At 62.0% G+C, this 24,991-nt stretch carries 25 protein-coding genes; 6 read left to right on the forward strand and 19 right to left on the reverse strand.

From position 1 onward, the window contains the following. Complete coding sequence (locus tag FHT79_RS03080) at window positions 1–786, reverse strand: SDR family oxidoreductase (protein ID WP_132573475.1); 786 nt, start codon at window positions 784–786, stop codon at window positions 1–3. 93 nt (window positions 787–879) lie between these two features. Between FHT79_RS03080 and FHT79_RS03085 the strand changes: the two genes are divergently transcribed. Beyond that, window positions 880–1,752, forward strand: coding sequence for a LysR family transcriptional regulator (locus tag FHT79_RS03085; protein ID WP_063476130.1), 873 nt, complete (start codon window positions 880–882; stop codon window positions 1,750–1,752). Window positions 1,753–1,758: 6 nt separating this feature from the next. On the opposite strand, the gene msrA is transcribed toward FHT79_RS03085, so the two are convergent. After that, complete coding sequence (msrA, locus tag FHT79_RS03090; protein ID WP_018448987.1) at window positions 1,759–2,268, reverse strand: peptide-methionine (S)-S-oxide reductase MsrA; 510 nt, start codon at window positions 2,266–2,268, stop codon at window positions 1,759–1,761. Window positions 2,269–2,455: 187 nt separating this feature from the next. Here msrA and FHT79_RS03095 point away from each other — a divergent pair, with 187 nt between their 5' ends. The 4 genes from FHT79_RS03095 to FHT79_RS03110 are packed head-to-tail and all read left to right on the forward strand — an operon-like array spanning window position 2,456 to window position 6,429. Next, a complete protein-coding gene (locus FHT79_RS03095; protein WP_183902959.1) occupies window positions 2,456–3,601 on the forward strand; it encodes an extracellular solute-binding protein in 1,146 nt (381 codons plus the stop codon). Continuing rightward, entirely contained in the window at window positions 3,601–4,491 is an 891-nt protein-coding gene (locus FHT79_RS03100; RefSeq protein ID WP_183902960.1) for an ABC transporter permease subunit, read from the forward strand. The genes FHT79_RS03095 and FHT79_RS03100 overlap by 1 nt, the downstream gene beginning before the upstream one ends. Then, window positions 4,488–5,315 carry an ABC transporter permease subunit gene (locus FHT79_RS03105; RefSeq protein ID WP_132573481.1) on the forward strand — a complete coding sequence of 276 codons (828 nt, stop codon included), beginning with the start codon at window positions 4,488–4,490 and terminating at the stop codon, window positions 5,313–5,315. Before FHT79_RS03100 ends, FHT79_RS03105 begins: the two co-directional genes overlap by 4 nt. A gap of 34 nt (window positions 5,316–5,349) precedes the next feature. Further along, the gene (locus FHT79_RS03110) at window positions 5,350–6,429 is read left to right on the forward strand and encodes an ABC transporter ATP-binding protein (RefSeq protein ID WP_063476125.1); all 1,080 of its coding nucleotides are present in this window, start codon (window positions 5,350–5,352) and stop codon (window positions 6,427–6,429) included. A gap of 19 nt (window positions 6,430–6,448) precedes the next feature. Here FHT79_RS03110 and FHT79_RS03115 read toward each other — a convergent pair whose 3' ends face one another. From FHT79_RS03115 to FHT79_RS03190, 16 genes are all read right to left on the reverse strand, one after another. Continuing rightward, the gene (locus FHT79_RS03115) at window positions 6,449–7,282 is read right to left on the reverse strand and encodes an inositol monophosphatase family protein (RefSeq protein WP_132573483.1); all 834 of its coding nucleotides are present in this window, start codon (window positions 7,280–7,282) and stop codon (window positions 6,449–6,451) included. A gap of 97 nt (window positions 7,283–7,379) precedes the next feature. Next, window positions 7,380–8,273, reverse strand: coding sequence for a ribokinase (locus tag FHT79_RS03120; protein ID WP_132573484.1), 894 nt, complete (start codon window positions 8,271–8,273; stop codon window positions 7,380–7,382). Between the two features lie 23 nt (window positions 8,274–8,296). Then, on the reverse strand, window positions 8,297–8,944 hold the full coding sequence (locus tag FHT79_RS03125) for a TenA family protein (RefSeq protein WP_047613150.1): 648 nt from the start codon (window positions 8,942–8,944) through the stop codon (window positions 8,297–8,299). 2 nt (window positions 8,945–8,946) lie between these two features. Next, window positions 8,947–9,789: a BtpA/SgcQ family protein gene (locus tag FHT79_RS03130; RefSeq protein ID WP_132573486.1), complete on the reverse strand. Its 843-nt coding sequence runs from the start codon at window positions 9,787–9,789 to the stop codon at window positions 8,947–8,949. A gap of 35 nt (window positions 9,790–9,824) precedes the next feature. Further along, entirely contained in the window at window positions 9,825–10,598 is a 774-nt protein-coding gene (locus FHT79_RS03135; RefSeq protein WP_127430081.1) for a glutamine amidotransferase, read from the reverse strand. A 36-nt stretch (window positions 10,599–10,634) separates the two neighbouring features. Continuing rightward, entirely contained in the window at window positions 10,635–11,714 is a 1,080-nt protein-coding gene (locus tag FHT79_RS03140; RefSeq protein ID WP_132573488.1) for a phosphotriesterase, read from the reverse strand. A gap of 4 nt (window positions 11,715–11,718) precedes the next feature. Further along, the gene (locus FHT79_RS03145; protein ID WP_132573490.1) at window positions 11,719–12,723 is read right to left on the reverse strand and encodes an ABC transporter permease; all 1,005 of its coding nucleotides are present in this window, start codon (window positions 12,721–12,723) and stop codon (window positions 11,719–11,721) included. Next, complete coding sequence (locus tag FHT79_RS03150; protein WP_047613142.1) at window positions 12,720–13,541, reverse strand: ATP-binding cassette domain-containing protein; 822 nt, start codon at window positions 13,539–13,541, stop codon at window positions 12,720–12,722. Before FHT79_RS03150 ends, FHT79_RS03145 begins: the two co-directional genes overlap by 4 nt. Continuing rightward, window positions 13,538–14,491, reverse strand: a complete 954-nt coding sequence (locus FHT79_RS03155) for a substrate-binding domain-containing protein (RefSeq protein ID WP_097544007.1) — start codon at window positions 14,489–14,491, stop codon at window positions 13,538–13,540. The genes FHT79_RS03150 and FHT79_RS03155 overlap by 4 nt, the downstream gene beginning before the upstream one ends. 38 nt (window positions 14,492–14,529) lie before the next feature. After that, window positions 14,530–15,552, reverse strand: coding sequence for a LacI family DNA-binding transcriptional regulator (locus FHT79_RS03160; protein WP_183902961.1), 1,023 nt, complete (start codon window positions 15,550–15,552; stop codon window positions 14,530–14,532). A 226-nt stretch (window positions 15,553–15,778) separates the two neighbouring features. Continuing rightward, window positions 15,779–16,849 (reverse strand): ABC transporter ATP-binding protein, encoded by a 1,071-nt coding sequence (locus tag FHT79_RS03165; protein ID WP_183902962.1) that lies wholly within the window; start codon window positions 16,847–16,849, stop codon window positions 15,779–15,781. Further along, complete coding sequence (locus tag FHT79_RS03170; protein WP_047613138.1) at window positions 16,846–17,673, reverse strand: carbohydrate ABC transporter permease; 828 nt, start codon at window positions 17,671–17,673, stop codon at window positions 16,846–16,848. Before FHT79_RS03170 ends, FHT79_RS03165 begins: the two co-directional genes overlap by 4 nt. Beyond that, window positions 17,670–18,572 carry a sugar ABC transporter permease gene (locus tag FHT79_RS03175; protein ID WP_047613136.1) on the reverse strand — a complete coding sequence of 301 codons (903 nt, stop codon included), beginning with the start codon at window positions 18,570–18,572 and terminating at the stop codon, window positions 17,670–17,672. The genes FHT79_RS03170 and FHT79_RS03175 overlap by 4 nt, the downstream gene beginning before the upstream one ends. Window positions 18,573–18,747: 175 nt before the next feature. Beyond that, window positions 18,748–19,980, reverse strand: coding sequence for a sugar ABC transporter substrate-binding protein (locus FHT79_RS03180; RefSeq protein ID WP_168332401.1), 1,233 nt, complete (start codon window positions 19,978–19,980; stop codon window positions 18,748–18,750). A 62-nt stretch (window positions 19,981–20,042) separates the two neighbouring features. Then, a complete protein-coding gene (locus FHT79_RS03185; protein WP_047613133.1) occupies window positions 20,043–20,945 on the reverse strand; it encodes a sugar phosphate isomerase/epimerase in 903 nt (300 codons plus the stop codon). Between the two features lie 11 nt (window positions 20,946–20,956). After that, window positions 20,957–21,991 (reverse strand): Gfo/Idh/MocA family oxidoreductase, encoded by a 1,035-nt coding sequence (locus tag FHT79_RS03190; RefSeq protein ID WP_097594786.1) that lies wholly within the window; start codon window positions 21,989–21,991, stop codon window positions 20,957–20,959. 238 nt (window positions 21,992–22,229) lie between these two features. Between FHT79_RS03190 and FHT79_RS03195 the strand changes: the two genes are divergently transcribed. Further along, on the forward strand, window positions 22,230–23,273 hold the full coding sequence (locus FHT79_RS03195) for a substrate-binding domain-containing protein (protein ID WP_127430075.1): 1,044 nt from the start codon (window positions 22,230–22,232) through the stop codon (window positions 23,271–23,273). A gap of 63 nt (window positions 23,274–23,336) precedes the next feature. Here FHT79_RS03195 and FHT79_RS03200 read toward each other — a convergent pair whose 3' ends face one another. Then, a complete protein-coding gene (locus FHT79_RS03200; protein WP_132573496.1) occupies window positions 23,337–24,671 on the reverse strand; it encodes an LLM class flavin-dependent oxidoreductase in 1,335 nt (444 codons plus the stop codon). Between the last annotated feature and the right edge of the window lie 320 nt (window positions 24,672–24,991).

The raw sequence follows: 24,991 nt of genomic DNA on the forward strand, positions 1-24,991 counted from the left end.
TCAGACACTCTGGATCATGCCGCCATCGACGCGGATCACCGATCCGGTGAGATAGGAAGCAGGCTCGCTCGCCAGGAAGGTGACGACATTGCCATATTCTTCCGGCCGGCCATAGCGGCCGAGCGGAATGTTGCCGGTGCTCTCAGTGACGATGTCGTCGATGGAACGGTTTTCGCGTTTGGCCTTCTGCTCGTCGAGGAAGGTGATGCGGCCGGTGGCGATCCGGCCCGGCAGGACGATATTGACGGTGATGCCGTCGCGCCCGACCTCGCGCGCCAGTGTTTTCGACCAGCCGACCAAAGACAGGCGCAATGCATTCGAGATGCCGAGATTGGGAATCGGCGCGACCACGCCCGACGAGGTCGAGGTGACGATGCGCCCCCATTTGCGCGCCCGCATCTGCGGCAACACGCGATCGGTAATGGCGATGACGGAGAGCACCATGCTCTGGAAATACTGGTTCCAGAGCATGGGATCCTGGCCGGAGACGGTGGTCGGCGGTGGGCCGCCGGTATTGTTGACGAGGACATCGACCGGTCCGAACTGGCGCTCGATTTCAGCGACATGCGCATCGATCGAACCGAGATCGGAAAGGTTCCATTGCAGCGCCAGCGCCTTGCCACCTTCGGATTCGATCGCAGCCGTGGTCTTCTCAGCGGCGGCGAGATCGATATCCGCCGCGGCAATTCTGGCGCCTTCACGCGCAAGCTTGACGGCAATCGCGCTGCCCAGTCCGCCGCCGGCGCCAAGCACCAGGGCCGTCTTGTCCTTCAGGCCGAAATCCATTTCATCTCCTCATGTGGTCGGGCCATCTTTCGGAGCAATGGATCGTAAATAAAATATGGCTTCTGCTTCGTTCAAGAGATAGAAAAACTATCGATGGACACACGCTTTCTCGAAACCTTCATTATCGTTGCCGAGCGGCACTCGCTGGCGGAGGCGGCGCAGCGGCTGAACCTCACGCCTGCGGCCGTCGCCCAGCGCATCCGCGCATTGGAGGCCGAGCTCGGGGTGCGGCTGCTGGTGCGTTCCGGTCGCGTCATGCGGCCGACGGAGGCGGGTTTTGCCATTCTCGAACGTTGCAGGGAGCTGGTGCGCGATACACGCGATCTGAAGGCGATGGCCGGCACCGCGACGATTTCGGGCGAGATGCGGATCGGGGCGATCAATACGGCGCTGACCGGTCTCGTTCCCGACATTCTCCACCGCCTCGCCCAGGATTACCCGCTGATCGAGATCTTCCTCAAGCCGGGCTCTTCGATGGACCTCTATGCCGAGGTTCTGAACGGCGCGCTGGACGCGGCCTTCATCATCGAACCGCGATTTCCGATGCAGAAGACGCTGACCTTCAACAAGCTGCGCCAGGAACCCCTGGTGCTGATCGCTCCGCCGGACTGTAAGGGGGTGGATCCGCTCGAACTGTTGAAGACCCTGCCCTTCATCCGCTACGACCGCAACCAATGGGGTGGTCACATCGCCGATGAATATCTGCGCGAGATCGGCATCCATCCCGTCGAGCGTTACGAACTCGACGCGCTGGAGGCGATCGCGGTGATGGTAGACCGCGGTCTCGGGATCTCGATCGTGCCGGATTGGGCGCCGCCCTGGCCGGCTGGCCTTGATATCCTCAAGCTGCCCCTGCCCCGCTCGTCCGCTATGCGCACCGTCGGCATCGTGGCGACGCGATCCTCGCCACGGGCAAATCTCGTCGCCGCGCTTCTGGAAACCAGCCGCGCGGCGATGGGAGCCTGATCAATTTCAGGCGATCTTCTGACGAACCGGCAGTTTCCAGCCGGGCCGGACGAAATGGCAGGTATAGCCGTTCGGAATCCGCTCCAGATAATCCTGATGCTCGGGTTCGGCCTCCCAGAAATCGCTGACCGGCACGACTTCGGTGACGACCTTGCCGGGCCACAGGCCTGAGGCGTCGACATCGGCGATCGTATCCTTGGCGACGCGCTCCTGCTCGGGGGTGACGTAGAAGATCGCCGAGCGGTAGCTCAAGCCAACATCGTTGCCCTGGCGGTTGCGCGTGCTCGGGTCGTGGATCTGGAAGAAGAATTCGAGGATTTCCCGATAGCTGATCCTTGAGGGGTCGAAGATGATCTCGATCGCCTCAGCATGGGTTCCGTGGTTGCGGTAGGTGGCATTCGGCACATCGCCGCCGGTATAGCCGACGCGGGTTGAAATCACGCCCTTGTATCGGCGGATCAGGTCCTGCATGCCCCAGAAGCAACCGCCGGCGAGGACTGCACGTTCTTCGGTCATTGGATATCTCCTTGTTTGCCGAGAGATAGTGTTTCCCGCCGAAGATTTCCATACGGCGGAATTCAGCACAGCTGTGCAATTTCCCTCAGATACGCCCGATCTGTCATGTCGATGTTACGCGCCGGCGCTAGCAAGGCCTTGAACATTCCTGCGGAGGCTGAGCCTCGACACCTGATGGAGACGGGTTATGAATAGACGCGAATTTCTGATCACATCATCAGCTGCAGCCGGTCTGCTGGCTCTTCCGCGTTTCGCATCGGCCGCGGCCGGCACGATCGATCTCTACAGCGGTTCGGATGCCAATATCGTCGACCTCTGGAACAACACCATCCGCCCCGCCTTCGAAAAGGCGCATCCAGGCGTTGCCCTGAAGGTGACCGATGCCGGCGACAATAACGGTTTGCGCGCCATCGCCGACCGTGCGCTCGCCGCACTGAAGACGAAGACCGATCCGCAGGCCGACCTGTTCGAGGTGTTCGATCCGCGCCTGCCGTCCGGCGGCATCGATGCCGGCCTCTGGGTCAAGTTCTCCGCCGAGAATATCGAAGCCTACGACCATATCAATCCGCTTGCCTTCGATACCCCTTACTCGCTTCCCTACCGCGGTTCGCAGGTGCTTCTCGCCTACGACACCACCAAGCTCGATCCGAAGGATGCACCGAAGAGCTGGGAGCAGCTCACCGCATGGATCAAGGCCAATCCCGGCCAGTTCATCTACAACCGTCCGGACAAGGGCGGCTCGGGCGGCAACTTCGTCCGCCGGGCGATCCATGAGGCCAATGGCCGCGATCCGAAGAAGTTCAAGATCGACAATTTCACCGCCGACTTCGCCACGGAAGCGCTGACGCCGGCCTGGAAGATCCTCAACGACCTCGAGCCCGCGCTCTACGACAAGGGCGCCTATACCGCCGGCAACACCCAGTCGATCCAGTTGCTCGCCCAGGGCGTCGTCACCATGGTCCCGGTCTGGTCGGACCAGGTGCTGCAGGCGATCTCCCAGGGCGTGCTGCCGGAGACGACCGGCCTCGTGCAGCTTACTGATCTCGCCCTTTGCGGCGGCTTTTCCGGCATCACGGTGTTCTCGAACGGCGCCAACAAGGATGCGGCGCTGAAGCTGGCCGCCTTCATGCTGACGAAGGAAATGCAGGAAGCGATCATCACTCAGATCGGCGGCTTCCCCGGCATCTCCTGGGACCATATCTCCGACGATCTCCGCAAGAAATATGCCGACGTCATTCCATCGACCATCCCGACCTTCCCGGGCGGCGACTGGGAAAAGGCAATCGCCGACGGCTGGTACCGCAACGTCGCTCCGGGCATCAGCCGAACCTGATGTCCACCGAAACTGCGCCGGCGGTTTCCAGCCGTCACCCGTCCATCACCAGGGGGAGCTCCATCGGGCTCCTCCTCGTCGCCCTACCGGTCTTCCTGCTCGCATGGCTGATCATCTTTCCGATCTTTTCGGCGGTCGTCGGCACCATCTTCGTTCGCGGTCCTGACGGAGCGAAAGAAGTCTCGCTTGCCTCCTATCGCTTCTTCTTCACTGACGGCTACAGCCTCGGCAATCTCTGGCTGACGCTTTGGACGACCGCCGTCTGCGGCATCCTGCTTCTGGCGATCGGCCTTCCGATCGCGCTTTACCTTCGCTTCTCGCAGGGGCGTCTTGCCGCCTATGTGCAGGCTCTTGCGATCTTCCCGATGTTCGTGCCGTCGATCATCCTCGCCTATGCGCTGATCCGGACGATCGGGCCGAACGGCACCGTCGACCTGTTGCTGAATTCAGTCGGCCTGCCCAAGCTGCGCACGCCCTATCTGACGCCGTGGGGACCGGTCATCGGCCTCGTCTGGGACAATCTTCCGCTGACGGTGCTGATGCTGACGGCCGGGCTCTCCTCCATCTCGAACAGCGCCGTCGAGGCCGCCCGCGATGTCGGCGCAAGGCCGTTTCGGGTCTTCATCTCGATCATCCTGCCGCGCATGGGCAATTCGCTGCTGGTGACGGCGTCCTTTGCGGTGCTTGGCATCTTTTCCGCCTTCACCCTACCCTATGTGCTCGGCTCGGCATCGCCGGAGATGATGGGGCCGTTCATGCAGCGCACCTTCGCTGATATGAACGACCCGCTTGATGCCATGACCCAGGCCGTCATCACATTCGCCTTCTGCCTGGTTTTCGGCATTTTCTACATCCGGTCGATCGCCCGCAACCGCGAGGCCCAGCTATGACGACCGGCAGATCGAGCATGGATCTTCGCTTCGACTGGATCGGCTTGCTCTTCGCGTGCCTGCTGACACTGTTCATCGCGCTGCCGTTGATCGTGGTCGGCACATGGGCCTTCACCGAAGTCTGGCGTTATCCCTCGGTCATCCCGCAGCAGTTCGGCCTGCGTTTCTGGGGGCAGACGCTGGCGCGGGGGGATGTCTGGGACGCGCTCTTCCTCAGCCTGCGGCTGACGACGACGGTGACCATTCTCTCCGCCGTCATCTGCCTTCCCGCGGCCTACGCCTTCGCGCGCATGCGTTTTCCCGGCAGGAACATTCTGTTTCTGTCGTTCCTCGCATCGCATGCCTTTCCAAAATTCGGCCTGCTCGTCGCTATTGCCGGCATCTTCCTGCAGTTCGGCCTGATCAGCACCTTCTGGGGCGTCGTGCTGATCCAACTCGTCGGCACGCTGATGCTGATGATCTGGATCCCAGTCGCTGCCTTCCAGAATGTCGACCGGCGCATGGAAGAGGCGGCGCGCGATGCCGGCGCCACACCGCTGCGCGTCTTCTGGTCGATCACCCTGCCGCAGGCGGCACCGACGATATCAGCGGCGCTGCTTTTGACCTTCGTCGGCACCTTCTACGAGACCGAAGGCGCCTGGTTGATCGGCGCGCCGGAGATTCGCACCATGCCGGTGCTGATGATCAGCTTCATCAACAACCAGATCGTCGTGCAATACGGCGCCGTGCTCTCGGTCATGCTGTGGGTGCCGTCCTTCATCGCGCTGATGTTTGCACGCCGCGTGATCGGCACCGGCGCCCTTGCGAGAGGTTTCGGCGCATGAAATACCACGCGTCAGTCCAGGGAAGGGTTTGAGAATGGCACATCTGGCGATCGAGGGCGTTTCGAAACTGTTCGGGACCAGTTTTGCCGTTCGCGACTTCTCGCTCGAAGTCGGCGACGGCGAACTCGTCTGCCTGCTCGGCCCATCCGGCTCCGGCAAGTCGACGCTGCTCAGAATGATCGGCGGCTTCGAGCGCCCAAGCGGCGGGACGATCCGCATCGACGCGAAGGATGTGACGACGCTGCCGCCCGAGCGGCGCCCGACCGGCATGGTGTTCCAGAGCCATGCGCTCTGGACGCACATGGATGTCTTCAACAATATCGCCTTCGGCCTGAAGCTGCGCCGGCTGCCGAAGGCGGAAATCCGCGAGCGTGTCGAGAGCGCATTGGCGCTGGTCGGCCTTGCCGATTACAGCAGGCGGATGACGACGCAATTGTCCGGCGGCCAGCAGCAGCGTGTCGCCCTTGCCCGCTCGCTGGTGCTCGAGCCGAAGATCCTGCTGCTCGACGAGCCCTTCGCCAGCCTTGACCAGCACTTACGCGAAAGGCTGCGGGAGGAGGTGCGCGATATCCAGCAGCGCCTCGGCATCACCACGCTCTTCGTCACCCACGGCCAGGATGAAGCCTTGGCGCTCGCCGACCGCATCGTCGTCATGCGCGATGGGCGCACCGAACAGATTGCGCCGCCGAGCACCATCTACCGGCAGCCCCAGACCGCTTTCGTCGCCGGCTTCATCGGCTCGATGAATTTCGTCCAGGGGCGCACCAGAAATGGGGTCTGCGAACATCCGCTCTTCCCGCTTGCAATCCCCATCGAGGATGGGCCGGTGACGCTGGCCGCCCGCCCGGAAGCGCTGACGATCCGTCCCTCGGATCGGGCGGAGGCCGCGACTGTCCATCGCATCGTCGATTTCGGCACCCACAAGATGGTCGATGTCGATCTTGCCGACGGCACCCGCCTGAAGGCGATGGTGGCGCCGGACGATCGGATCCGGGCCGGGATGAGGGTCGAACCGCGCCTCGCCAGCTTTTTTGTCTTCCGCGACAATGAACTTGCCCATCAGTCGATGCCGGCCGCCGCCAAAGCCGAGATCGAGGCGCTCCAGCGGGTTTAAACCGCTGGAATACGCAGGTTCACGCCTTGCTCTGGAAACCTTCCAGTAGCCAGGGGTGCAGCGCCTTGCTGGCAGCCAGTATATCGCCTCGCCCGTCGATTTCGGTCCCGGAAAACCGGGTGACGATGCCGCCCGCCTCTTCGACCAGCAGCGCTGACGCGCCGAAATCATGGATCGCGAGCCCGTCTTCGAAGAACCCGTCCAGACGGCCGCAGGCGACATAGGCGATCGACAGCGCCGCCGAGCCGAGGCGGCGCACGCCTGCCGTGTTGGCCATCAGGCGTTTGATGGCGTCGAAATAGGTGTCTTCGGCAACCGCCTTGACCTGGCCGGGGATCGGCAGGCCGGCGCCGACAAGCACGTTCTCGATGTCGCCGACATTGGCGCAGCGGATGCGTTCGCCGTTGAGATAGGCGCCGCCGCCGATTTCGGCGCTGAAGAGTTCGTCCTGCATGGCGTCATAGACGACGCCGATGACCAGCCTGCCGTTTTCGACGATCGAGATCGTCATGCCGAAATGCGGAATGCCCCAGGCGTAATTGGTGGTGCCGTCGATCGGGTCGATATAGATGATCGGCGTCTCCGGAGCGGCCGTGCGGTTGCCGACGGCTTCCTCGCCCTGGATGGCATAGTCCGGGAAGGCTATCGTCATCTCGTCGACGATGATCCGCTCGACGGCCACATCGATTTCAGTCTGATAGTCGCGCGGCGCCTTGGCGAGCATTTCCTGGGATGTCCGCCGCCGCAACGAGCCGCGGGCGGTTTCGCCCGCCTTCAATGCCGTTTCGGCAAGCACGACGAGGCGGGACGAGGCAGTCGGGGAAAGACGCGCGGAAATTGAGAGTGATGTCATGGGGAATGTCCGGATGTAACGGAGGGAATCGCGAGAAGCCCATCCCTTCGCAGAGGCTGATGATGGTTTTATGAAGCTGCCCGCCATAGCGGGGCGGTTATCTCAGGATCGCTTCAAGCTCGGAAATGGTCGGAAACGCCTTTCTCGTTCCATGCCTTGAGACGGTGATGGCTGCGGCTGCGGCCGCGTGCTCGATGGCCAGCCTGTCCAGCCGCTGATCGCGCAACGCGCAGGATGCCAGGGCTGCGGCCATGAAGGTATCGCCCGCACCCGTCGTATCCACAACATCGCAGGCGCGGGCCGGCACGTCGATGCTGCCGTTCCGGTTCACGAGCGTCGCGCCGTCTCCGCCCAGCGTCAGGACGATTTCACGCAGACCCCGGCCGAGCAGATATTGGGCAGCATCCTCACTTGTCGTTCCCGTCAAAGCCTGTGCCTCACCCTTGTTGAGGAAGGCGATGTCGATGAGGTGCCAGAGATCGGAGAAATAGGAACGCACCGGCGAGGGATTGAAGGCGGTGACCATGCCGATCGCTCTTGCATGTTCGAGGATGTCGCGGGTCGTCTGGTCGGACAGATTGCCCTGCAGCATCATCAGATCGCCGGGACGGGCCGTCGACAGGATCCGCCTGACATGGGAGAGGGACAGGCTCTGCGCCGATTCCGTCGTCGTGACGATGGCATTTTCACCGCCAGGCAGTCGGAAGATGATCGAGACATCACTCGATGCCCCATCCATTTCGATCAGTTCACTCCGAAGCGGCTCGTCGGCGAGGTAACGGCGGATACTATCGGCCCGCCCATCCCTGCCAATAGGCGCCACCAGCGTTGTCGGAACACCGCAGCGGGCCATGACAACAGCCTGGTTCGTGCCCTTGCCGCCAAGATCGCTGCCACCGGCATTGCCAAGGATGGAGGCACCGATGACGGGAAGTTCGGAAACGGCGATGGTTTCGTCGATGGCGACGTTACCGACTATGTAGGCGCGCATGCATCTGCTTTCGCAAGGTGAAGCTAAAGGTAAGGCGCATCGTGAAAATCGATCTCGAGCTGCATCGCCCGGCCGAAGATCGCGCTGAGCCGCGCTTTTTCATCCTCTTCCAGCGTTTCTCCTGCCATGTCGAGTTCATTCTTCAGCCATTGCGCCTGGGCGGCGAAATTCGGATCGACATGCAGGTCGACCCATTCCTTCAGCAGCGGATCGCCGATCGGGCAATTGGCGGCTTCCTTCGACCAGGTCCAGTACATCCACTCGGCTGCAAACATCGCCGCGACGGTGTCGAGGAAGCCGCCTCGGCGGGCGATCTCCAACATGCCGGCGCGAAAGGCCTCGACCTCGGCGATGCCGGTGTCGAAGGACGAGGGATCGATGCCGCGGCTGGCGAAGGTGCGTTCGAAATAGCTGATCTGCTCGTTGGCAAGCGCATCGAGAACCGCGATCAGCCAGCGCTTCTGCGCCATCGTCCTGGCGGTCGCCGCCGCATAGGCAAAGATCGAGATGGCGCTGTCGACAAAAGCGCCTTCATAGACGAGGTACCGTTCGAAAGCCTCCCTGCTCAACGTGCCGCTTTTGACGTCCTCGACGAAGCGGTGGCTCAGCATCGCGCGGAAGACGGCATCGTTCTCGCGCAGGATGCGGGCCGAAAGGCTCTCTGCCGCCATGCTCAGCCCTCCAGTCCCGGCTCGGCTGCTGCCCGGAAGGCCCGCACGCGTTCGATATCGACAGGGTTCCACCAGACGCCGCCGTGCTTCAGCGAGGAGGCGACGATGACGCCATTGGTGCGGCTCAGAATATCGACGATATTGTCCTTGTTGACGCCGGAGCCGACGAGCAGCGGCAGATGCGTGGCGGCGCCGATCTCCTCGATCTCCCCCATCGTCGCCGAATGGCCGGTTCGCTGGCCGGTGGCGATGACGCCATCGGCATCGAAGAAGGCGAGGTCGCGCGTCAGTTCCTGGATCGAGCGGTCGGCGACGATGGCGTGGCTGCCATGCTTGACGTGGCTGTCGGCGAAGACCTTGATATGCTCGGCCCTGAGCAGCGAGCGGTAGCGCATGGCTTCGGCCGCCCTGCCCTCCATGAAACCTTCATTGGCGACATAGGCATTGGCCCATTGATTGACGCGGATGAATTTGGCCCCGCCGGCCATGGCGATGGCGAAAGCCGAGATCGGCGCGTTGGCAAGCACGTTGATACCAAGCGGGATGCCGGCTGCGCGGGCGATCCGGTCGGTGACGACGGACATGAAACCCGTCGTCTCGGGGCCGATATCTTCGGGCTTCGAGAACGGCACGTCGCCATGATTTTCGATGATCAGCCCATGCAGGCCGCCTTCCATGCAGGCTTCGGCGTCGCGCATGCACGCGTCGTAGATCGCGTCCATTGCCGCACCCCTGTAGCGGGGGGCGCCCGGAAAGGCCGGGCAATGGATCATGCCGATCAGAACCTTGTCCCTGCCGAAGATGTCCCGGATGGCGTTGGACGGCCTGTCTGAAATTTCCTGCATGTCATTCCCTTTCCAATTCCCGCCGCGTTGAGACATCACGCCTGCTTTTCGGTGAGCCAGCCGAGGATGTTTTTCCAGAGCCGGCCATAACCTTCCCATTCGCAGAAAGCAGGCGACAGCCAGTGCGGGCCGATATCCGAGGTCCAGGCCGCCGTCCGGCCGGTGCCATGCGTGCCGAGGACGAGCAGCGGATGGCCGCCCTGATCGTCAGGCAGGCGTGCAACGATCTCGACATCGGCCCGGTCGCGCACTTCGACCTCGTTGACGCCGAGAAGCACCGGCCAGGCGCCTTCGAGACCCCGCATCGTCGGATGCTCAGGCTTCACCACTTCGGCGACGGTTCCCTCGGGGATTTCGACGCGGTCGTCGTAAGGCAGGCAAGTGACGGGCAGCGTGTCTTCGACCGGGGTACGCCGCCAGCGTGCCTTGCCGTCGATGCCCTGGAAGGAGAAATAGCCGCCGACCATCAGCAGGCCGCCGCCCTTCTCCACCCAGGCCTTCAGAAGTTTCAGCCGGTTCGGCACGGTGCGTGAGTGCAGCCACACGTCCGGCGGCAGCAGCAGCGAATTGGCGCCGATATCGGAGAGGATGATGGCGTCATAGGCGTCGAGCCCGGTCATCTCGAAAGGGAATTTCTCCACCGCCTCGTGCGCCGGCATATAGGTGAGCTCGAAGGCGCTGCCGGCGAGTGCCTTGACCAGCGGTTCGGCGCCCAGATGGAAGGTGACGCTGCCGAACTGATCGAAGCCTTTGTAGTGCGTGGCGGAGCTGACCCAGCTCTCGCCGACAAGGAGGATTTTTTTTGTCATGGTCTGCCGTACCTGTGATCGATTGAATTGGTGGAGCTAGGCTCCGGCACAAAAGACGCGGCGCGGATTGCTGCGCATCATCTCGTCGAGAACCGTCCTGTCGATGCCGTGGCGCTGAAGACGGGGAAGGAAGTGGCGAAGGATGTAGGCGTAGCCGTTGCCGCCGTAATGCGTCAGCATCATCTTCAGAAAGACGTCGTGCGACAGCAGAATCCGGTCGAGATAACCAGCCTCGATGAGACGCACGATCGCGCGCGCCGCCTGCTCGTCGCTCGGGCATTGCACCTGCTGGTCGGCATAGAAGAAATCCATGCCGATCATGTCGTATTCGATGAAGGCGCCGCGCTCCGCCAGCTCGCTCTGATAGGCAATGTCGTCATGCGACGGGTTCATGTGGCAAAGCACGGTGTGGCGGAGATTTGCCCCTTCTTCGGCGACCACGTCGAGAACGCGATGGCCGAGACGGAACCAGCCCGGCAGATGCACCATCAGGGGAAGTCCGGTCAGCACCTGCGCCCGCGCCGCGCCGCGCAGCGATTTCTCTTCCTCGGCGGTGAAATCCGAGGAGACGCCGATCTCGCCGATCAGGCCGATCCTGACGCCGGTGCCGTCGACGCCCTCCCGTGCCTCGCGGACAATTTCCGATGCGATGTCATCGACGCCCATTGCCGCGACGCCTTCCGGATGCGAGGAACCGAGGTAATAACCCGCCCCCATCACGATGTTCAGACCGGATGCTTTCGAGATGCGCTGCAGCGCCAGCGGATTGCGGCCGATGCCCTTGCAGGTCGGCTCCACCACCGTGCGGCCGCCGGCTGTTGCGAAATCCTGGAGTTCGGAGATCGCCAGATGTTCGTCGTCGAGCGTGATATTGTGCTTGTTGACGAAGGGATCTTGCCGGAGTTCGCCTAGGATCTCCATGCAGACGAAGCTTTCGGCGAGATATTGACGCTCCGGGGTCTTCGGCGCATGCCACCAGCAGCGGCAGTCGTTGAGGATATGCTCGTGCATCAGTGTCACGCCGAGCGCATCGGCCGAAACGGGGCCGGTGACGGTCATCACCTTGCCGGATCGGATATGCGCTTCGGAGAGGCTCTCAGCTGTCTGCTCGCTCATCGCCTCATCCTTTCCTGCGCATTCCGAAATGGAAATTGGCCGTGAAGATGCGCGTGTTCAGCCAGATGGCGACGAGGATGATGGCACCGGTAACGATCTGGGTGAAGAACGGCGATATGTGCATCAGGATCAGGCCGTTGCCGATGACGGCGATGGTCAGCGTGCCGAGTACGGTGCCGAGGATGGTGCCGCGTCCGCCCATCAGTGACGTTCCGCCGAGCACCACGGCAGCGATCACCTGCAGCTCGAAACCGACAGCGGCATTGGACGATCCGGAACCGAGCCGGGCGGCAATCAGCAGGCCGGCGACCGCGCAGGCGACGCCGGAGATGATATAGACCGAGGCGATGATCCATTTGGCGGGCATGCCGACACGCCGCGCCGCCTCCATGTTGGAACCGACCGCCACGACCTGCCGGCCGTATTTGGTCGCGGTGATGACGACATAGCCGAGAATGGCGATGATGACGGCGATGATGGCCGGGATCGGGAAGCTGAGGATTTCGCCCCGGCCGAGCGCGAAGAAGCCCGGCGCGTCCTTGATCGGGATGGAATAGCCCTGGGTCAGATAGAGCGCCAGGCCGCGCAGGATCGAGAGGCCAGCGAGCGTCACGATGAAGGCTGGAATGCCCTGATAGGCGGTGAACCAGCCCTGGACCAATCCCATGAAGGCGCCGAGCATGAGCATGCCGATGACGACGGATGGCCAGGGTATCCCCATCGCCATGACGATCGCCGCGACCGCATTGACGAGGGCGACCTGCGAGCCGACCGAGAGATCGATGCCGCCGGTGATGATGACGAAGGTCATGGCGATGGCGACGATCAGGATGGGTGCCGCCTGCCGGACGATGTTCAGGATGTTGCCGAGCGTGAAGAAGGTTTCACTGCCGATCGAGAAGAAGATCATGCAGGCCAGGAAGAAGATGGCGATCGACAGGACCTGAGCATGTTCGCCGAAGAAATCGGCGACGCGCGAACCATGGCCGCGTTCCGTATAAGCCGTCATTGCCTGGCTCCTTCACCGACGATCAAATGAACGAGATCCTCAAGGTTGGTGCTGCCGATCTGCCGTTCGGCCACCTTCGTGCCCTCGTACATCACCGCAATGCGGTCGCAGACCCGGAAGAGGTCCTGCAGCCGGTGGGTGATGAGGATCACCGAGACCCCGTTCGCCTTGACGCGGTTGATCAGGGCCAGAACCGCCTCGACCTCGGCGACGGCAAGCGCTGACGTCGGCTCGTCCATGATCAGCACCTTCGGCTTGAAGGAGGCGGCGCGTGCGATGGCGATCGCCTGACGCTGTCCGCCGGAGAGCTGGGCGACCTTGCCGGTCAGTCTCGGGATACGGATCTCAAGCGAATCCAGCATCTTGCGGGCTTCCGACAGCATCGTCCTGGTGTCGAGAAACGGCCCGCGGCTGAGTTCGCGGCCGAGGAAGAGATTGCCGACGACATCGATATGGTCGCAGAGGCTGAGATCCTGGAACACCATTTCGATGTTTCTGCCGCGCGCATCCGCGGGACCGGAGAAGCGAACCTCTTCGCCTTCCATGGTGATGGTGCCGGCATCGGGAATATAGGTTCCCGAGATGATTTTCGTCAGCGTCGACTTGCCGGCGGCGTTATCGCCGACAAGCCCCAGGCATTCGCCGGGGAAGATATCGAGATCGACGCCGCGCAGGGCCTGGTGCGAGCCGAAGGACTTGCGGATGCCGCGCAGCGAGATGCGCGGGTCGGATCGGGGGCCGCCGGATGTTCCGGTTCCGGAGGATGCGACCCCTCCGGAACCGGCGGCAGCGATGTCACGCTGTCCGCTTTCGATCATTTGAAGACGGCCCGATACGGCTCGACATTCTCCTTGGTCACGATGGTGATCGGCACAGAGATCGTCTTGGTGACGGCTTCGCCGGCCGAAGCCTTGACGAGCGCGTCGACGGCGGCACCGCCCATTGCGGCCGGATCCTGCTGGACGACCGCGACGACGAAGCCGGCATCGATGCCGGCAATGGCTTCGGCAGTCAGATCCCAGCCGAATACCTTGATCTTGTCCTGCTTGCCCTGGCTCTGGACGGCGGCGATCGCTCCCATCAGGGCCGGTTCGCCAGTGGCGTAGATCGCGGTCAGGTCAGGATTGGCAGTGATCAGGTTTTCGGCCGCCGCAAGAGCGTTGTCCTGGATGTTCTGGCCGTCGACGACGCCGGCCATTTCGATGCCGTCGACGCCTTTCAGGGTCTTCTCGAAGCCCTCCTGGCGGATGTTCTGAATGAACGAGTTCAGCGCGCCGACGACGCCGAGCTTGGCCTTGCCGCCCATGTTCGCCTTGACGTAGTCGAGGAAGTATTTGCCCATGTCGGCGCCGGCTGCGGCATTGTCCACACCGATCTGCGCCTTCTGCGGACCATCAGGCAGGATCGCGTCGATGGCGACGACCGGAATGCCAGCATCGGCGGCCTGCTTGACCGCCGGCATGATGCCGTTGACGTCGATCGCCACGACGGCAAGGCCGGAGACCTTTTCCTGGACGTAGGTTTCGATGGCGCTGTTCTGCGCTGTTGTCTCGTTATTGGCGTTGAAGATCACCAGTTTGACGCCGGCGGCGTCGGCCGCCTTCTGGGCGCCCTCATTCATCTGATTGAAGAAAAGCGCCTGCTGGTTGATCTGCACCAATGCGATGGTCTTCTTTTCCTGTGCCGCGGCGCTGGACAGGCCGATAAAGGTCAATGCCGTGAAGCCGGCGGCTGCGATCATCGTTCGTCTCGTCAAATTCAATGTCATGTTCTCATCCTCTTTTGGTTTTTTGACGTTGCTGATCGTTATTTCGCAGGCGGCGCAACGGAGTTCCGCACCACGATTTCGACAGGCACCAGTTCCTCCGAAGCGGATGGTTTCCACTCGTGCCAATTGGTTTCCAGAAGCAGCTCCAGCGACCGCCGGCCGATCTGGCGCACCGGTTGGCGGATGGCCGTCAGCGGTGGCGCAAAGAGATGAAGCGGGCCGACATCGTCGAAGCCGATGACCGAGATGTCATCAGGGATCGAGACGCCCTGGCTTCTGAAGACCTCGACCAGCCCGATGGCGATCTCGTCGGAGCTGGCGAAGATCGCCGTCGCTTTTCGGTCTCCGGCGAGATAGTCGACCGCCGCCGCCCGGCCGTATTCGATCGTATATTCGCCGGCATAGCGGTCGGCCCGGGCCTCGCCGCCATGCCGCTCCTTGAGCGCCTTCAGCAGGCCGCCATAACGCCTGCGGGCGCTGATCATGCGCTCGTCGCCGCCAATGAAGAGGACATGGCGATGACCCTGCTCGGCCAGATGCAGGCCAGCGAGATAACCGCCCTGCTCGTTGTCGCAGAACAGCTTCGGCGCCTTCGAATCGGGAATGTCCTCGTCGACGATGATGACCTTGCCGGTGCCGTTGATGAGGGCGGCCAGCGCACCGTCATCCGGATGGTTGGTGATGAAGATCAAGCCGTCGACGTGATTGCGCTCGATCAGCTGCAGATATTCGATTTCGCGCCCCGGCCGATTGAGGGTGGCATGCAGCGAGACGGCGAGTTTCCTTTCATCGGCCGCCTGCTCTACAGCGGCGACAAGGGTCGAGAAGAAGGGATTGGCGATATCGGGCACGACAAGGCCGATCGTGTCGGAGCGGCCCCTGCTTAAGCGGCGCGCATGCGGGTTCGGCTGGTAGTTCAGCGTCTGGATCGCATCCTCGATGCGCTTCTTCGTCTGAAAGGGAAGATCGAGGCTTCCGTTGACGAAACGGGACACCGTGGTGACCGACACGCCGGCGGCGGCCGCAACATCCTTCAAGCTTGGGGTCGTTCCCTTGGCCATTGACTGGACCTATTGTAAAGCGGTTTAGTAAAACGCTTTACAAGACAATATCGAATGTTCGCTGTTGTCAACAGCAATGACTGTGCGGGATCTGTTTTCTTATAAACCGATGGAAGCTCGACCGGCGATCCTCGTTGGCAATCGTCGGGTCGAGCTTGTCGCGCAACCGGGCGCCGGTGGTGCCCGGTTCGATTTTATGACAATTACAGCCGACAGGCCGTTGCCCTTATATGGCACGGTCCGTCGAGGCGTCGAAGAGATGGATCTGATCCGGATCGACCGACACGCCGATCGTGTCTCCCGCCTTGACCCTGTCGCGCCGCGTTTCGACGATCGTCAGCTCCGGCTGGGTCTCCGCGACGATGAAGGTCGAGGAGCCTGTCGATTCGACGAAGGCGATCGGTATATCGAAACTGCCCTGCCCGGGCGCGGCGACGCCGATATGCTCCGGGCGGATGCCGGCGATGAGCTTGCGGCCAGGTTCGATGGCGCGGGATATCGCAAGCTTTTGCTTCACCGCGCCAAAATCCAGGATCAGGTTCCTGCCGTCTTCTGCAGCGATCGCGGGAATGAAATTCATCGCCGGCGAACCGATGAAACCGGCGACGAAGCGGTTCGCCGGCCGGTCGTAGAGATCGAGCGGCGCGCCCTGCTGTTCGATGATGCCGTCGCGCATCACCACCACATGGTCGGCCATCGTCATCGCTTCGACCTGGTCGTGCGTGACGTAGACAAAGGTTGCGTGCAGCCGGTCGTGCAGCGACCGGATTTCCTTGCGCATGTGGACGCGCAGCGCAGCATCGAGGTTGGACAGCGGCTCGTCGAACAGGAAGGCCTTGGGATGGCGGATGATGGCCCGGCTCATGGCAACACGCTGGCGCTGACCGCCGGAAAGCTCACGCGGATAGCGCTTCAGCAGATGTGAAAGACCTGTCGTCGCCGCCACGTCCTCGGCGGCTTTCTTGGCCTCTGCCTTGGCGATGCCGCGGATGCGCAGACTGTAGGTCAGGTTCTCCTCGACCGTCATATGCGGATAGAGCGCATAGGACTGGAAGACCATGGCGACATCGCGCTTGCGCGGCGGCACGCCGTTCATCAACTCGCCGGCGATCCTCAGATCGCCCGTCGAAATGCTTTCGAGGCCCGCAAGCGAGCGCAGCAGCGTGGACTTGCCGCAGCCCGACGGGCCGACGAGCGCGACGAAGGTGCCCTTGGCGATCGAAAGGTCGATATTCTTCAGGGCATGGAAGGCGCCGTAATATTTGTTGACGCCTCTGAGCTCGATCTGCGTGGTCATTTGAGGGCTCCAGAGGTGAGGCCGGATACGATGCGGCGCTGCAAGAGAACGAAGATGGCGAGGATCGGCGTCACATACATCGTGGCGTAGGCCATGATGTTGTTCCACTCGTTGGTGTTCGGCCCCATGAAGGAATTGAGGCCGACGCTTGCCGGCTGAAGCTCGACCGCCTGGATCATCGACTTCGAATAGACGAATTCGCCGAAGGCCTGCATGAAGATCAGGATGGCGCTGACCAGGATGCCGTTGCGGGCAAGCGGCAGGACGATGTTGAAGAAAGCGCCGACACGTGAATTGCCGTCGACGAGGGCCGCCTCCTCGAGCTCCTGGGGAACGCTCATGAAGGTGGCGCGCACCAGGATGACGAAGAAGGGCATGCTCTTTGCCGCGACCGCGATGATGACGGCAAGCCTTGGATAGTCCAGCATGCCGATCTGCGAAAAGCCGACGAAGATCGGCGTGATCATCAGCGAGGCCGGCAAGACCTGCAGCATGAGGATGAGGAACAGGCCGATATCCACCCAGACATTGCGGTATCTGGCGAGCACATAGGCGCAGCCGACCCCGAGCAGGGTGATGAGCGCCATGGAGCCGAGTGCGATCACCAGGGAATTCCAGAGATAGCGGCCCATGTCACGGCTTTCCCAGACATAGGCATAGGTGGCCCATTGCGGAGCGGCCGGCCAGAAGCTCGGCGGCGTCGCGAACATCTCCGAGCCGCTTTTCAGCGCGGTGATGTACATCCAGTAGAGCGGGAAGAGATAGATCGCCGCCATGACGACCGATATGGCGAGCATCAGGCGGTCGCGGTTGGTCGTATTCATCCGCGCACCTCGTGGCGTGTGGACCGGACATAGACGACGGAGGCGAACATGACGAAGACAATCATGATGACGGAGATCGTCGCACCCTTGGCGAAGTCGTATTGTCGGAAGGAGAGATCCCAGGCCCAGTATTGTGTGACGTTCGAAGAGTTGTTCGGCCCGCCCGAGGTGATCGCGGCGAAGAGATCGAACTGCTGCAGGGTGAAGATCAGACCGAGCGCGATGATCGCGCCGATGGTCGAGCGCATCATCGGCAGCGTGATCGTCCAGAAGCGCTGCCAGATATTGGCGCCGTCGAGTTCGGCCGCTTCGTAGAGATCGGCGGGAATGCCGGCGAGACCGACGGACAACAGGATCATGTTGAAGGAGGTGCCGAGCCAGATATTGGCGATGATGACGGCATAGAGCGAATAATGCGGGTCCGAGCGCCAGAAGATGTTGCCGGAGATGATGCCGCTTTCCCTGAGGATGAAGTTCAGCACGCCGAAATCGCCCGAGAGAATCCAGTTCCAGATGGCGCCGACGACGAGGCCGGGCATCACCCAGGAGACAAGGAACAGTCCGCGCATCCATGAGGCGCCGGGGAAATTGACCCAGAAGAACAGCGCCAGCCCGAAGCCGATCAGGAACTGGCCGGCGATGGAGCCGGTGACGAAGATGACGGTGTTGTAGAGGATCGGCAGCGTTTCCGGTTGCGCGAAGAGGTCAGTATAGTTCTTGAAGCCGACGAAAGGACGCGAGAAGGTCCCGAGGCTGAACATGTCGACCTCCTGGAAGCTCATCACGACATTGTAGATCAGCGGCAGCCCCGCCATCAGGAACAGAAAGCCGAGCGGGAAAGCGACCAGCACGATATCGAAACCGCGACCGTCCCTGACGCTCATCAGGATCCTTTTCATGGGTCCTCCGATACTCCGAACGGGGCCGCCTGGCGCATGATGCGGAAGACGGCCCCTGCCGGGAGGAAATGATGAGATGAACCGAGGCTCATCCGGTTAAAAGACGCGTTGCTTCCGGTCCCTCTTCTCCCCGCCGGGGAGAAGAGGGAGCAAGCGGCTCGCTCGCAGCCAATGATCAGCCTAGTACTGCCTTGATCTTGTCGGCGGCCTGGTCGAGGGCGTCCTTCGGGCTCATCTGGCCGGTCAATGCCGCCTGGATGGCGTCCTGGATCGCCTTGGAGATCTTCGGCCATTGCGGATGCGGACCGCGCGGCTTGGCGTATTTCAGCTGTTCGAGGAAAACCTTGAGGGCCGCATCCTTCAGCGGTTGGCCGCTTTCGGGGATCGAGATGTCGGACCGGGCCGGAAGCTGGCCGAAGTTCTTGAACATCTTGTCGTCCTGCGAGGCGAAATATTCGAGCGCCTTGAAGGCTTCGGCCGGATGTTTGCTGGTGGCAAAGATCGCCCAGTTGAAATCGCCCATGGCCGAAGAGCGTTCGGCCCCTTCCTTCGGAACCGGAAGCAGGGTGACGCCCCAATCGAATTTCGCTTCCTGCGTCATGCGGTCGAGCTCCCACGGACCGGAGATCGCCATGGCCGCATTGCCTGAATTGAAGGTTCCGGTCGAATCCCACTGACCGCGCGTCAGCGTATCGGGAGAAGCGAGCTTCTCGTCCATGATCGTCTTCCAGATCTCCAGCGCCTTCACCGCGCCGTCGGCATTGATGTGCTCATAGCTGCCGCCGCCCATCTGGGCCCAGGGAAGGAACTGGAAGGTGCCCTCCTCGTTGGCCTTGGCCGAGAAGGCGAGACCGTAGACGTTCTTGGCGGGGTCGGTCAGCTTGCGCGCATCCTCGACCAGCTCGTCCCAGGTCTGCGGCGGCTTCGCCGGATCGAGGCCCTTCGCCTTGAACATATCCTTATTGTAGTAAAGCGCGATCGTGTTGGTCGCCTTCGGCACGCCAAAATACTTGCCGTCCCACTCGACCGATTTCAGCGGTCCGGGGAAATAATTCTCCGGCTTGATGACGGTCGACTTCGCGATCATGTCGGTAAGATCGAGGAAGGCGCCGCGCGACGAGAACAGCGCATGCTCGGGATTGTCGACGGCGATGATATCGGGCGCCTGGCCGGTGGCATAGGCGCGCATCGCCTCGGTGACGACGTCGTCGAACTGGATCAGCCGGTATTCGATCTTGATGCCGTTGTTCTGGGCGTTGAACTCCTTGACGAGGTTCGGCGCCGGCTGGGTGTCCTTGTCAAGCGACCAGAGCGTCAGCGTGACGTCTTCGGCCTTGGCCGAAAGACCGAACAGCGAGACGCCTGCAAGGGCAAGCGCTGCCAGAATTGCATATTTGCGGATAGCCATGGTTCTCCTCCTTTGTGGTTATCCCCGTGTCCGGCAATTCCTCCTTGCCGGAAACGATATCATCAGGCCGGATCGACGACGAATTCGCCGCCCCGGGCATGCTTGAGGTGGTTGAGCGCATAGACCTGGCCGGTCATTTCAAGCGCGTCGCGATAGACAGGGTCGTGCCAGCCCTCGATGTCGATCGAGCCCGACCAGCCGGCCAGGCGCAGCTCGGAAATGATGTCGGTCCAGTTGCTGTCGCCGAAGCCCGGCGTGCGCATGAAGACGAACTTCTCCTTGCCGAAGATGCCGTGTTCCTTGATGACCTCCCAGCGGATGGTCGCGTCCTTGCCGTGGACATGGAAGAACTTGTGCGCCCATTTGCGGATCTGCGGCAAGGGGTCGATCAGATAGACCATCTGATGGCACGGTTCCCATTCCAGGCCGATATTATCATCAGGGGTCTCGTTGAAGATCAGTTCCCACGCATCGGGATTGTGGGCGATGTTCCAGTCGCCGGTCGCCCAATTGCCGTCCATGGCGCAGTTTTCGAAGGCGATCTTGATGCCCTTGTCGGCGGCGCGCTTGGCAAGCTCGCTCCAGATCTGCTTGTAGCGCGGCAGGCTGTCGGTCAGCGGTTTGCCGCGGATGCGGCCGGTGAAGCCGGCAACGCAGGTGGCGCCGAAGTGATGGGCATTGTCGATGCAATCCTTCCAGCCCTGCAGCGTTTCGAGGTCGATTTCGGTTTCCTCAAGCGGATTGCCGAACATGCCGAGCGTCGAGATGGTGATGTCGCGGTCGCCGATCGCATCGAGGCAACGCTTGCCGAGTTCGGCAAGGTCCTGGCCCTTGGTCGTTTGCCAGAAGAAGGGTTCGAAGCTTTCGAAGCCCATATCGGCGATATCGCCGATGCGGCTTGCGGCATCGCCCTTGTTGCCGCTGACCATGGTGCCGATGCGAATGGATTTTGCAGGGTTGCTCACGTCATGTCATCCTATGCTGAAATTTCGACGCGCTTGCCGGTCTTGGCGCTTTCGATTGCGCCGAAGACCATGGCAAGGCTTCTGATATTGTCGGAATTGACCGTCTCGGGCTGCTTGCCGGTGCTGATCGCCGCGATGAAATCGGCGATGACGCTGGCGTGGCCATGGGTTTCTTCATCGTGTTCCGGACCGGGAACGTTTACGGCTGCAAAGCCATGCAGAAGGCCGGGCTCTTCGCCGGCAACGGCCGCCTTGAAATTCTCTTCGCCATCCCAGGTGAGCATTCCCTTCGAGCCGACGAGGCGCCACTGGCTTTCCCAGCTGGTTCGCTCGCCCTCGGCGCACCAGGAGCCGCGATAGGTGAAGACGATGTCGTCGGAAAATTCGAAAATGGCGTTGGCCGAGGCGCCGTGCCGATACCACGAACCCTTTGGATTGCGCTCGACGCAATAGACGGCGAGCGGCTTCCTATCGGCGACGTAGCGCGCCGCATCGAAAGTGTGGATCGCCATGTCGAGAAGCAGGACGTTGTCCATCTCTTCGCGAAAGCCGCCGAAATGCGGCGCGATGAAGAAGTCGCAATGGATGCCGGTAAGGTCGCCGATCGCGCCGCTGTCGACGAAACGGCGAAGACGCCGGACCCCCGATATGAAGCGGCGGTTCTGGATGACAGCGTGGATGCGCCCGGTCTCGGCGGCAAGATCGATCAGCGCAGCGCCCTCGGCAAGCGAAGCGGCCATCGGCTTTTCGCTGAGCACATGGCAGCCGGCCTTCAGCGCCGTCGAGACGACGTCGTATCGAGCCGACGGAATGACGATGTCGAAGACCAGATCGGCCTTGGTGGCGGCGATGACGTCAGCCAGGTCCGAACCGATGACGGCGTCCTCGAGGCCGAACTCCGCGGCAAGCGTTTCCGCCGTCTTCCGGTTCAGGTCGACGAGGCCGACAATGGTGATGGCATCGGCCAGCAGAGGGTTGGAAGCGATCGCACGCAACCAACCTTTGGACATAGCTCCGCACCCGCACAGAATGGCACTGAATTTCACGATTTCCTCCGAGGGAATGGCGCCAACTCCTAGTGACACGCACTCCGTAAACGTTTACGACTGTATGCGGAAACTTTTTGCCGTGTCAATAGAGGTCAGATGCCAAATTGATCCGGATGATTTTAGGCCGGGTCGGCCTAAAATCTGAATCCTGATCTAAACCAAAGAAACAGAGCATGATGTCGTCCGAAAACCGCGCACACTTTTCGGCATCATGCTCTGGGGAAAATCGCCACCGATGAAAGGGATTCGCCAGCTCGCCGACCACCTGGATATTTCGATCGGCACGGTCTCGCGCGCCCTGAACGGCAAGCCCGATGTCAACGAGGAAACCCGCCGGCGCGTGCTGGCTGCGGCCGAGGAACTCGGCTATGTCGCCAACCAGTCTGGGCGGAGCCTGCGTCAGGGAGAGACGAAGGTCATCGGGTTGATGATCGAATCCAGCAAGGAGACGGTCGAGAATGCCGACAACTTCTTCCTTGGCGTCACCAGCGGCCTGCAGAGCGTCTTTGCCCGCCACAAGCTCGACCTCGTGATGCTGCCCTGCCCGAGCGACGAGGACCCGCACGAATATCTGAAGCGGATGGTGGCACGGCGCATCGTCGATGCGATGATCATCGCGGACACGCAGCGCGTCGACCGGCGCATCGACTTTCTGTCGCGGGCGAAGATCCCCTTCGTGGCGCTCGGCCGCAGCCTTTCGGCCGGCGATTTTCCATGGATCGATCTCGATTTCGAGGGCGTGGCCGACCATGCCGTCGAGCGGCTGGTCGCGCTGGGGCATCGTCGGATCGCGATCACCGCGCCGTCGAGCGAAGCCAATCTCGGTTATCTCTTTGTCGAAAGTTATCGCCGCGCACTCGAACGACACGGTATCGCATTCAACCCGGCACTCGTCATCCGCGTCAAGTCGAGCGAACGGGGTGGTTACCAGGCGGCCCATGAACTGCTGCTGCTCGAAGAACGGCCGACGGCGGTGATCCTGATCTATGAGCTGATGGCGATCGGCCTTTACCGCCGCCTGATGGAATCAGGTGTCATGCCCGGCCGCGATCTTGCGGTGATCGGCTTCCGCGACGCTCCTCGTGCACGGTTCTTGCAGCCGTCGCTCAGTTGCTTCCGTATCTCGCTCTACGATCTCGGCGTCGCGCTCGGCCGGATGCTTCTCGCCAACATGCAGGCCTATAGGGAATTCTATCCGAACGAGAGCCGCAACATCGTCTGGCCCCTCGAACTGATAATGGGTGAGAGCGATGCGTTTCAGGTCGGGGTCATGGCCTGAGCGCTATCGGCTCGCTTCCGGAAAGCGGAAGCGAGGTTCGTCCATTCCAGCGGCGGCGACGCCTCATGTGCCAGCAGGGAAGAACCGGTTTTCCGGCCGCGGCAATCCGAGATGTTCGCGCAGTGTCGTGCCTTCGTATTCGCTGCGGAACAGACCGCGGCGCTGCAGCTCGGGAACCAGCCGTTCGGTGACGTCGAGGAGACCCTGCGGCAGATAGGGGAAGACGACGTTGAAGCCGTCCGAACCTTGCTCGTCGAGCCAGCGTTCCATCTCGTCGGCGATACCGGCCGGGGTGCCGACGAAGGCAAGGCCGGCATAGCCGCCATAGCGCTGCGCCAGCTGACGCACGGTCAGATTTTCCTCCGCCGCAAGCTTCAGCACCTGAGCGCGGCCGGTCTTGCTGGCATTGGTGTCGGGAATATCGGTCGGCAGCGGCGCATCGGGATCGAAGCCCGAAGCGTCGTGACCGAGCGCGATCGAAAGCGAGGCGATGGCGCTGTCGTAATGCACCAGACTGTCGAGCGTGGCGCGTTTGGCGCGCGCCTCCTCGATGCTGTCGCCGACGATGACGAAGGCGGCGGGCAGGATCTTCAGATGGTCGCGCTTGCGGCCGATGGCTTCCATGCGGGACTTGATGTCGGCATAGAGCGCCTTGCCGGCGGCAAGATCGCGCGGCGAACAGAAGACCATCTCGGCGGTCTCGGCGGCAAGCTGGCGGCCGGGATCGGACTGGCCGGCCTGGACGATGACGGGCCAGCCCTGCGGCGGCCGGGCGATATTGAGCGGCCCGCGGACGCTGAGTTCCTCGCCTTTGTGGGCGAGCACATGCATCTTTTCCGGATCGAAGAACTGGCCGCTCTCCCGGTCGCGGATGAAGGCATCGTCGGCGAAACTGTCCCACAGCCCGGTCACGACATCGTAGAATTCCCGCGCACGGTGATAACGTTCGCCATGCTCCACATGTTCGTCCAGGCCGAAATTGAGCGCGGCGTCGGGGTTGGACGTCGTGACGATATTCCAGCCGGCGCGGCCGCCACTGATATGGTCGAGCGAGGCGAAGCGACGAGCGATGTGATAGGGCTCGTCGAAAGTGGTGGAAGCGGTGGCGACAAGGCCGATACGCTCCGTCACCGCCGCCAGCGCCGATAGCAGCGTGAAGGGCTCGAAGGAGGTCACGGTGTGGCTGCGCCTCAGCGCCTCCACAGGCATGTTGAGCACGGCAAGGTGATCGGCCATGAAGAAGGCGTCGAATTTCGCCCGTTCCAGCGCCTGCGCGAAGGACTTCAGATGGGCGAAATTGAAATTGGCGTCGGGATAGGAACCGGGATAGCGCCACGCGCCGGTGTGCAGGCTGACGGGACGCATGAAGGCGCCGAGGCGCAACTGCCGTGGGGTCATGACTTTCCTCATGGATCGGGCAAGGCGGTCGCCTGCCCCGCATTGGGCGTTCTTTCTGCAACCGTCGCGGCGACGCAGCGGGATATCGGTTACGTAGGAAGTCGCCGAAATCAAATCGAGACCGGAAGCGGCAATTCCGGGTGGGAATTTTATCGCTTGCCAAGCTACCTTGGCCGCGCCGGTGCAGAACGCAAACCCTAATCGCGGCGGTTGGAGACTGATAAGCAAACACTTTTCATTTTCGATGGCTTCTATAGAATTTGTGCTCTTATCTCGACGCTCGATTTCTTTCACCGATAGGCTCGTCAGAATTGGAGACA

Source organism: Rhizobium sp. BK212, from assembly GCF_014197475.1.
Lineage (GTDB): Bacteria > Pseudomonadota > Alphaproteobacteria > Rhizobiales > Rhizobiaceae > Rhizobium > Rhizobium anhuiense.

Excerpts from the sequence above, each read along its gene's own strand:
- FHT79_RS03150 (WP_047613142.1), bottom strand. The coding sequence starts at position 13,541 with ATGATCGAAAGCGGACAGCGTGACATCGCTGCCGCCGGTTCCGGAGGG.
- FHT79_RS03180 (WP_168332401.1), bottom strand. The coding sequence starts at position 19,980 with ATGGCTATCCGCAAATATGCAATTCTGGCAGCGCTTGCCCTTGCAGGC.
- FHT79_RS03155 (WP_097544007.1), bottom strand. The coding sequence starts at position 14,491 with ATGACATTGAATTTGACGAGACGAACGATGATCGCAGCCGCCGGCTTC.
- FHT79_RS03095 (WP_183902959.1), top strand. The coding sequence starts at position 2,456 with ATGAATAGACGCGAATTTCTGATCACATCATCAGCTGCAGCCGGTCTG.
- FHT79_RS03140 (WP_132573488.1), bottom strand. The coding sequence starts at position 11,714 with ATGAGCGAGCAGACAGCTGAGAGCCTCTCCGAAGCGCATATCCGATCC.
- FHT79_RS03100 (WP_183902960.1), top strand. The coding sequence starts at position 3,601 with ATGTCCACCGAAACTGCGCCGGCGGTTTCCAGCCGTCACCCGTCCATC.
- FHT79_RS03200 (WP_132573496.1), bottom strand. The coding sequence starts at position 24,671 with ATGACCCCACGGCAGTTGCGCCTCGGCGCCTTCATGCGTCCCGTCAGC.
- FHT79_RS03085 (WP_063476130.1), top strand. The coding sequence starts at position 880 with ATGGACACACGCTTTCTCGAAACCTTCATTATCGTTGCCGAGCGGCAC.
- msrA (WP_018448987.1), bottom strand. The coding sequence starts at position 2,268 with ATGACCGAAGAACGTGCAGTCCTCGCCGGCGGTTGCTTCTGGGGCATG.
- FHT79_RS03160 (WP_183902961.1), bottom strand. The coding sequence starts at position 15,552 with ATGGCCAAGGGAACGACCCCAAGCTTGAAGGATGTTGCGGCCGCCGCC.
- FHT79_RS03175 (WP_047613136.1), bottom strand. The coding sequence starts at position 18,572 with ATGAAAAGGATCCTGATGAGCGTCAGGGACGGTCGCGGTTTCGATATC.
- FHT79_RS03195 (WP_127430075.1), top strand. The coding sequence starts at position 22,230 with ATGAAAGGGATTCGCCAGCTCGCCGACCACCTGGATATTTCGATCGGC.
- FHT79_RS03130 (WP_132573486.1), bottom strand. The coding sequence starts at position 9,789 with ATGCAGGAAATTTCAGACAGGCCGTCCAACGCCATCCGGGACATCTTC.
- FHT79_RS03120 (WP_132573484.1), bottom strand. The coding sequence starts at position 8,273 with ATGCGCGCCTACATAGTCGGTAACGTCGCCATCGACGAAACCATCGCC.
- FHT79_RS03135 (WP_127430081.1), bottom strand. The coding sequence starts at position 10,598 with ATGACAAAAAAAATCCTCCTTGTCGGCGAGAGCTGGGTCAGCTCCGCC.
- FHT79_RS03145 (WP_132573490.1), bottom strand. The coding sequence starts at position 12,723 with ATGACGGCTTATACGGAACGCGGCCATGGTTCGCGCGTCGCCGATTTC.
- FHT79_RS03125 (WP_047613150.1), bottom strand. The coding sequence starts at position 8,944 with ATGGCGGCAGAGAGCCTTTCGGCCCGCATCCTGCGCGAGAACGATGCC.
- FHT79_RS03170 (WP_047613138.1), bottom strand. The coding sequence starts at position 17,673 with ATGAATACGACCAACCGCGACCGCCTGATGCTCGCCATATCGGTCGTC.
- FHT79_RS03080 (WP_132573475.1), bottom strand. The coding sequence starts at position 786 with ATGGATTTCGGCCTGAAGGACAAGACGGCCCTGGTGCTTGGCGCCGGC.
- FHT79_RS03105 (WP_132573481.1), top strand. The coding sequence starts at position 4,488 with ATGACGACCGGCAGATCGAGCATGGATCTTCGCTTCGACTGGATCGGC.
- FHT79_RS03165 (WP_183902962.1), bottom strand. The coding sequence starts at position 16,849 with ATGACCACGCAGATCGAGCTCAGAGGCGTCAACAAATATTACGGCGCC.
- FHT79_RS03110 (WP_063476125.1), top strand. The coding sequence starts at position 5,350 with ATGGCACATCTGGCGATCGAGGGCGTTTCGAAACTGTTCGGGACCAGT.
- FHT79_RS03115 (WP_132573483.1), bottom strand. The coding sequence starts at position 7,282 with ATGACATCACTCTCAATTTCCGCGCGTCTTTCCCCGACTGCCTCGTCC.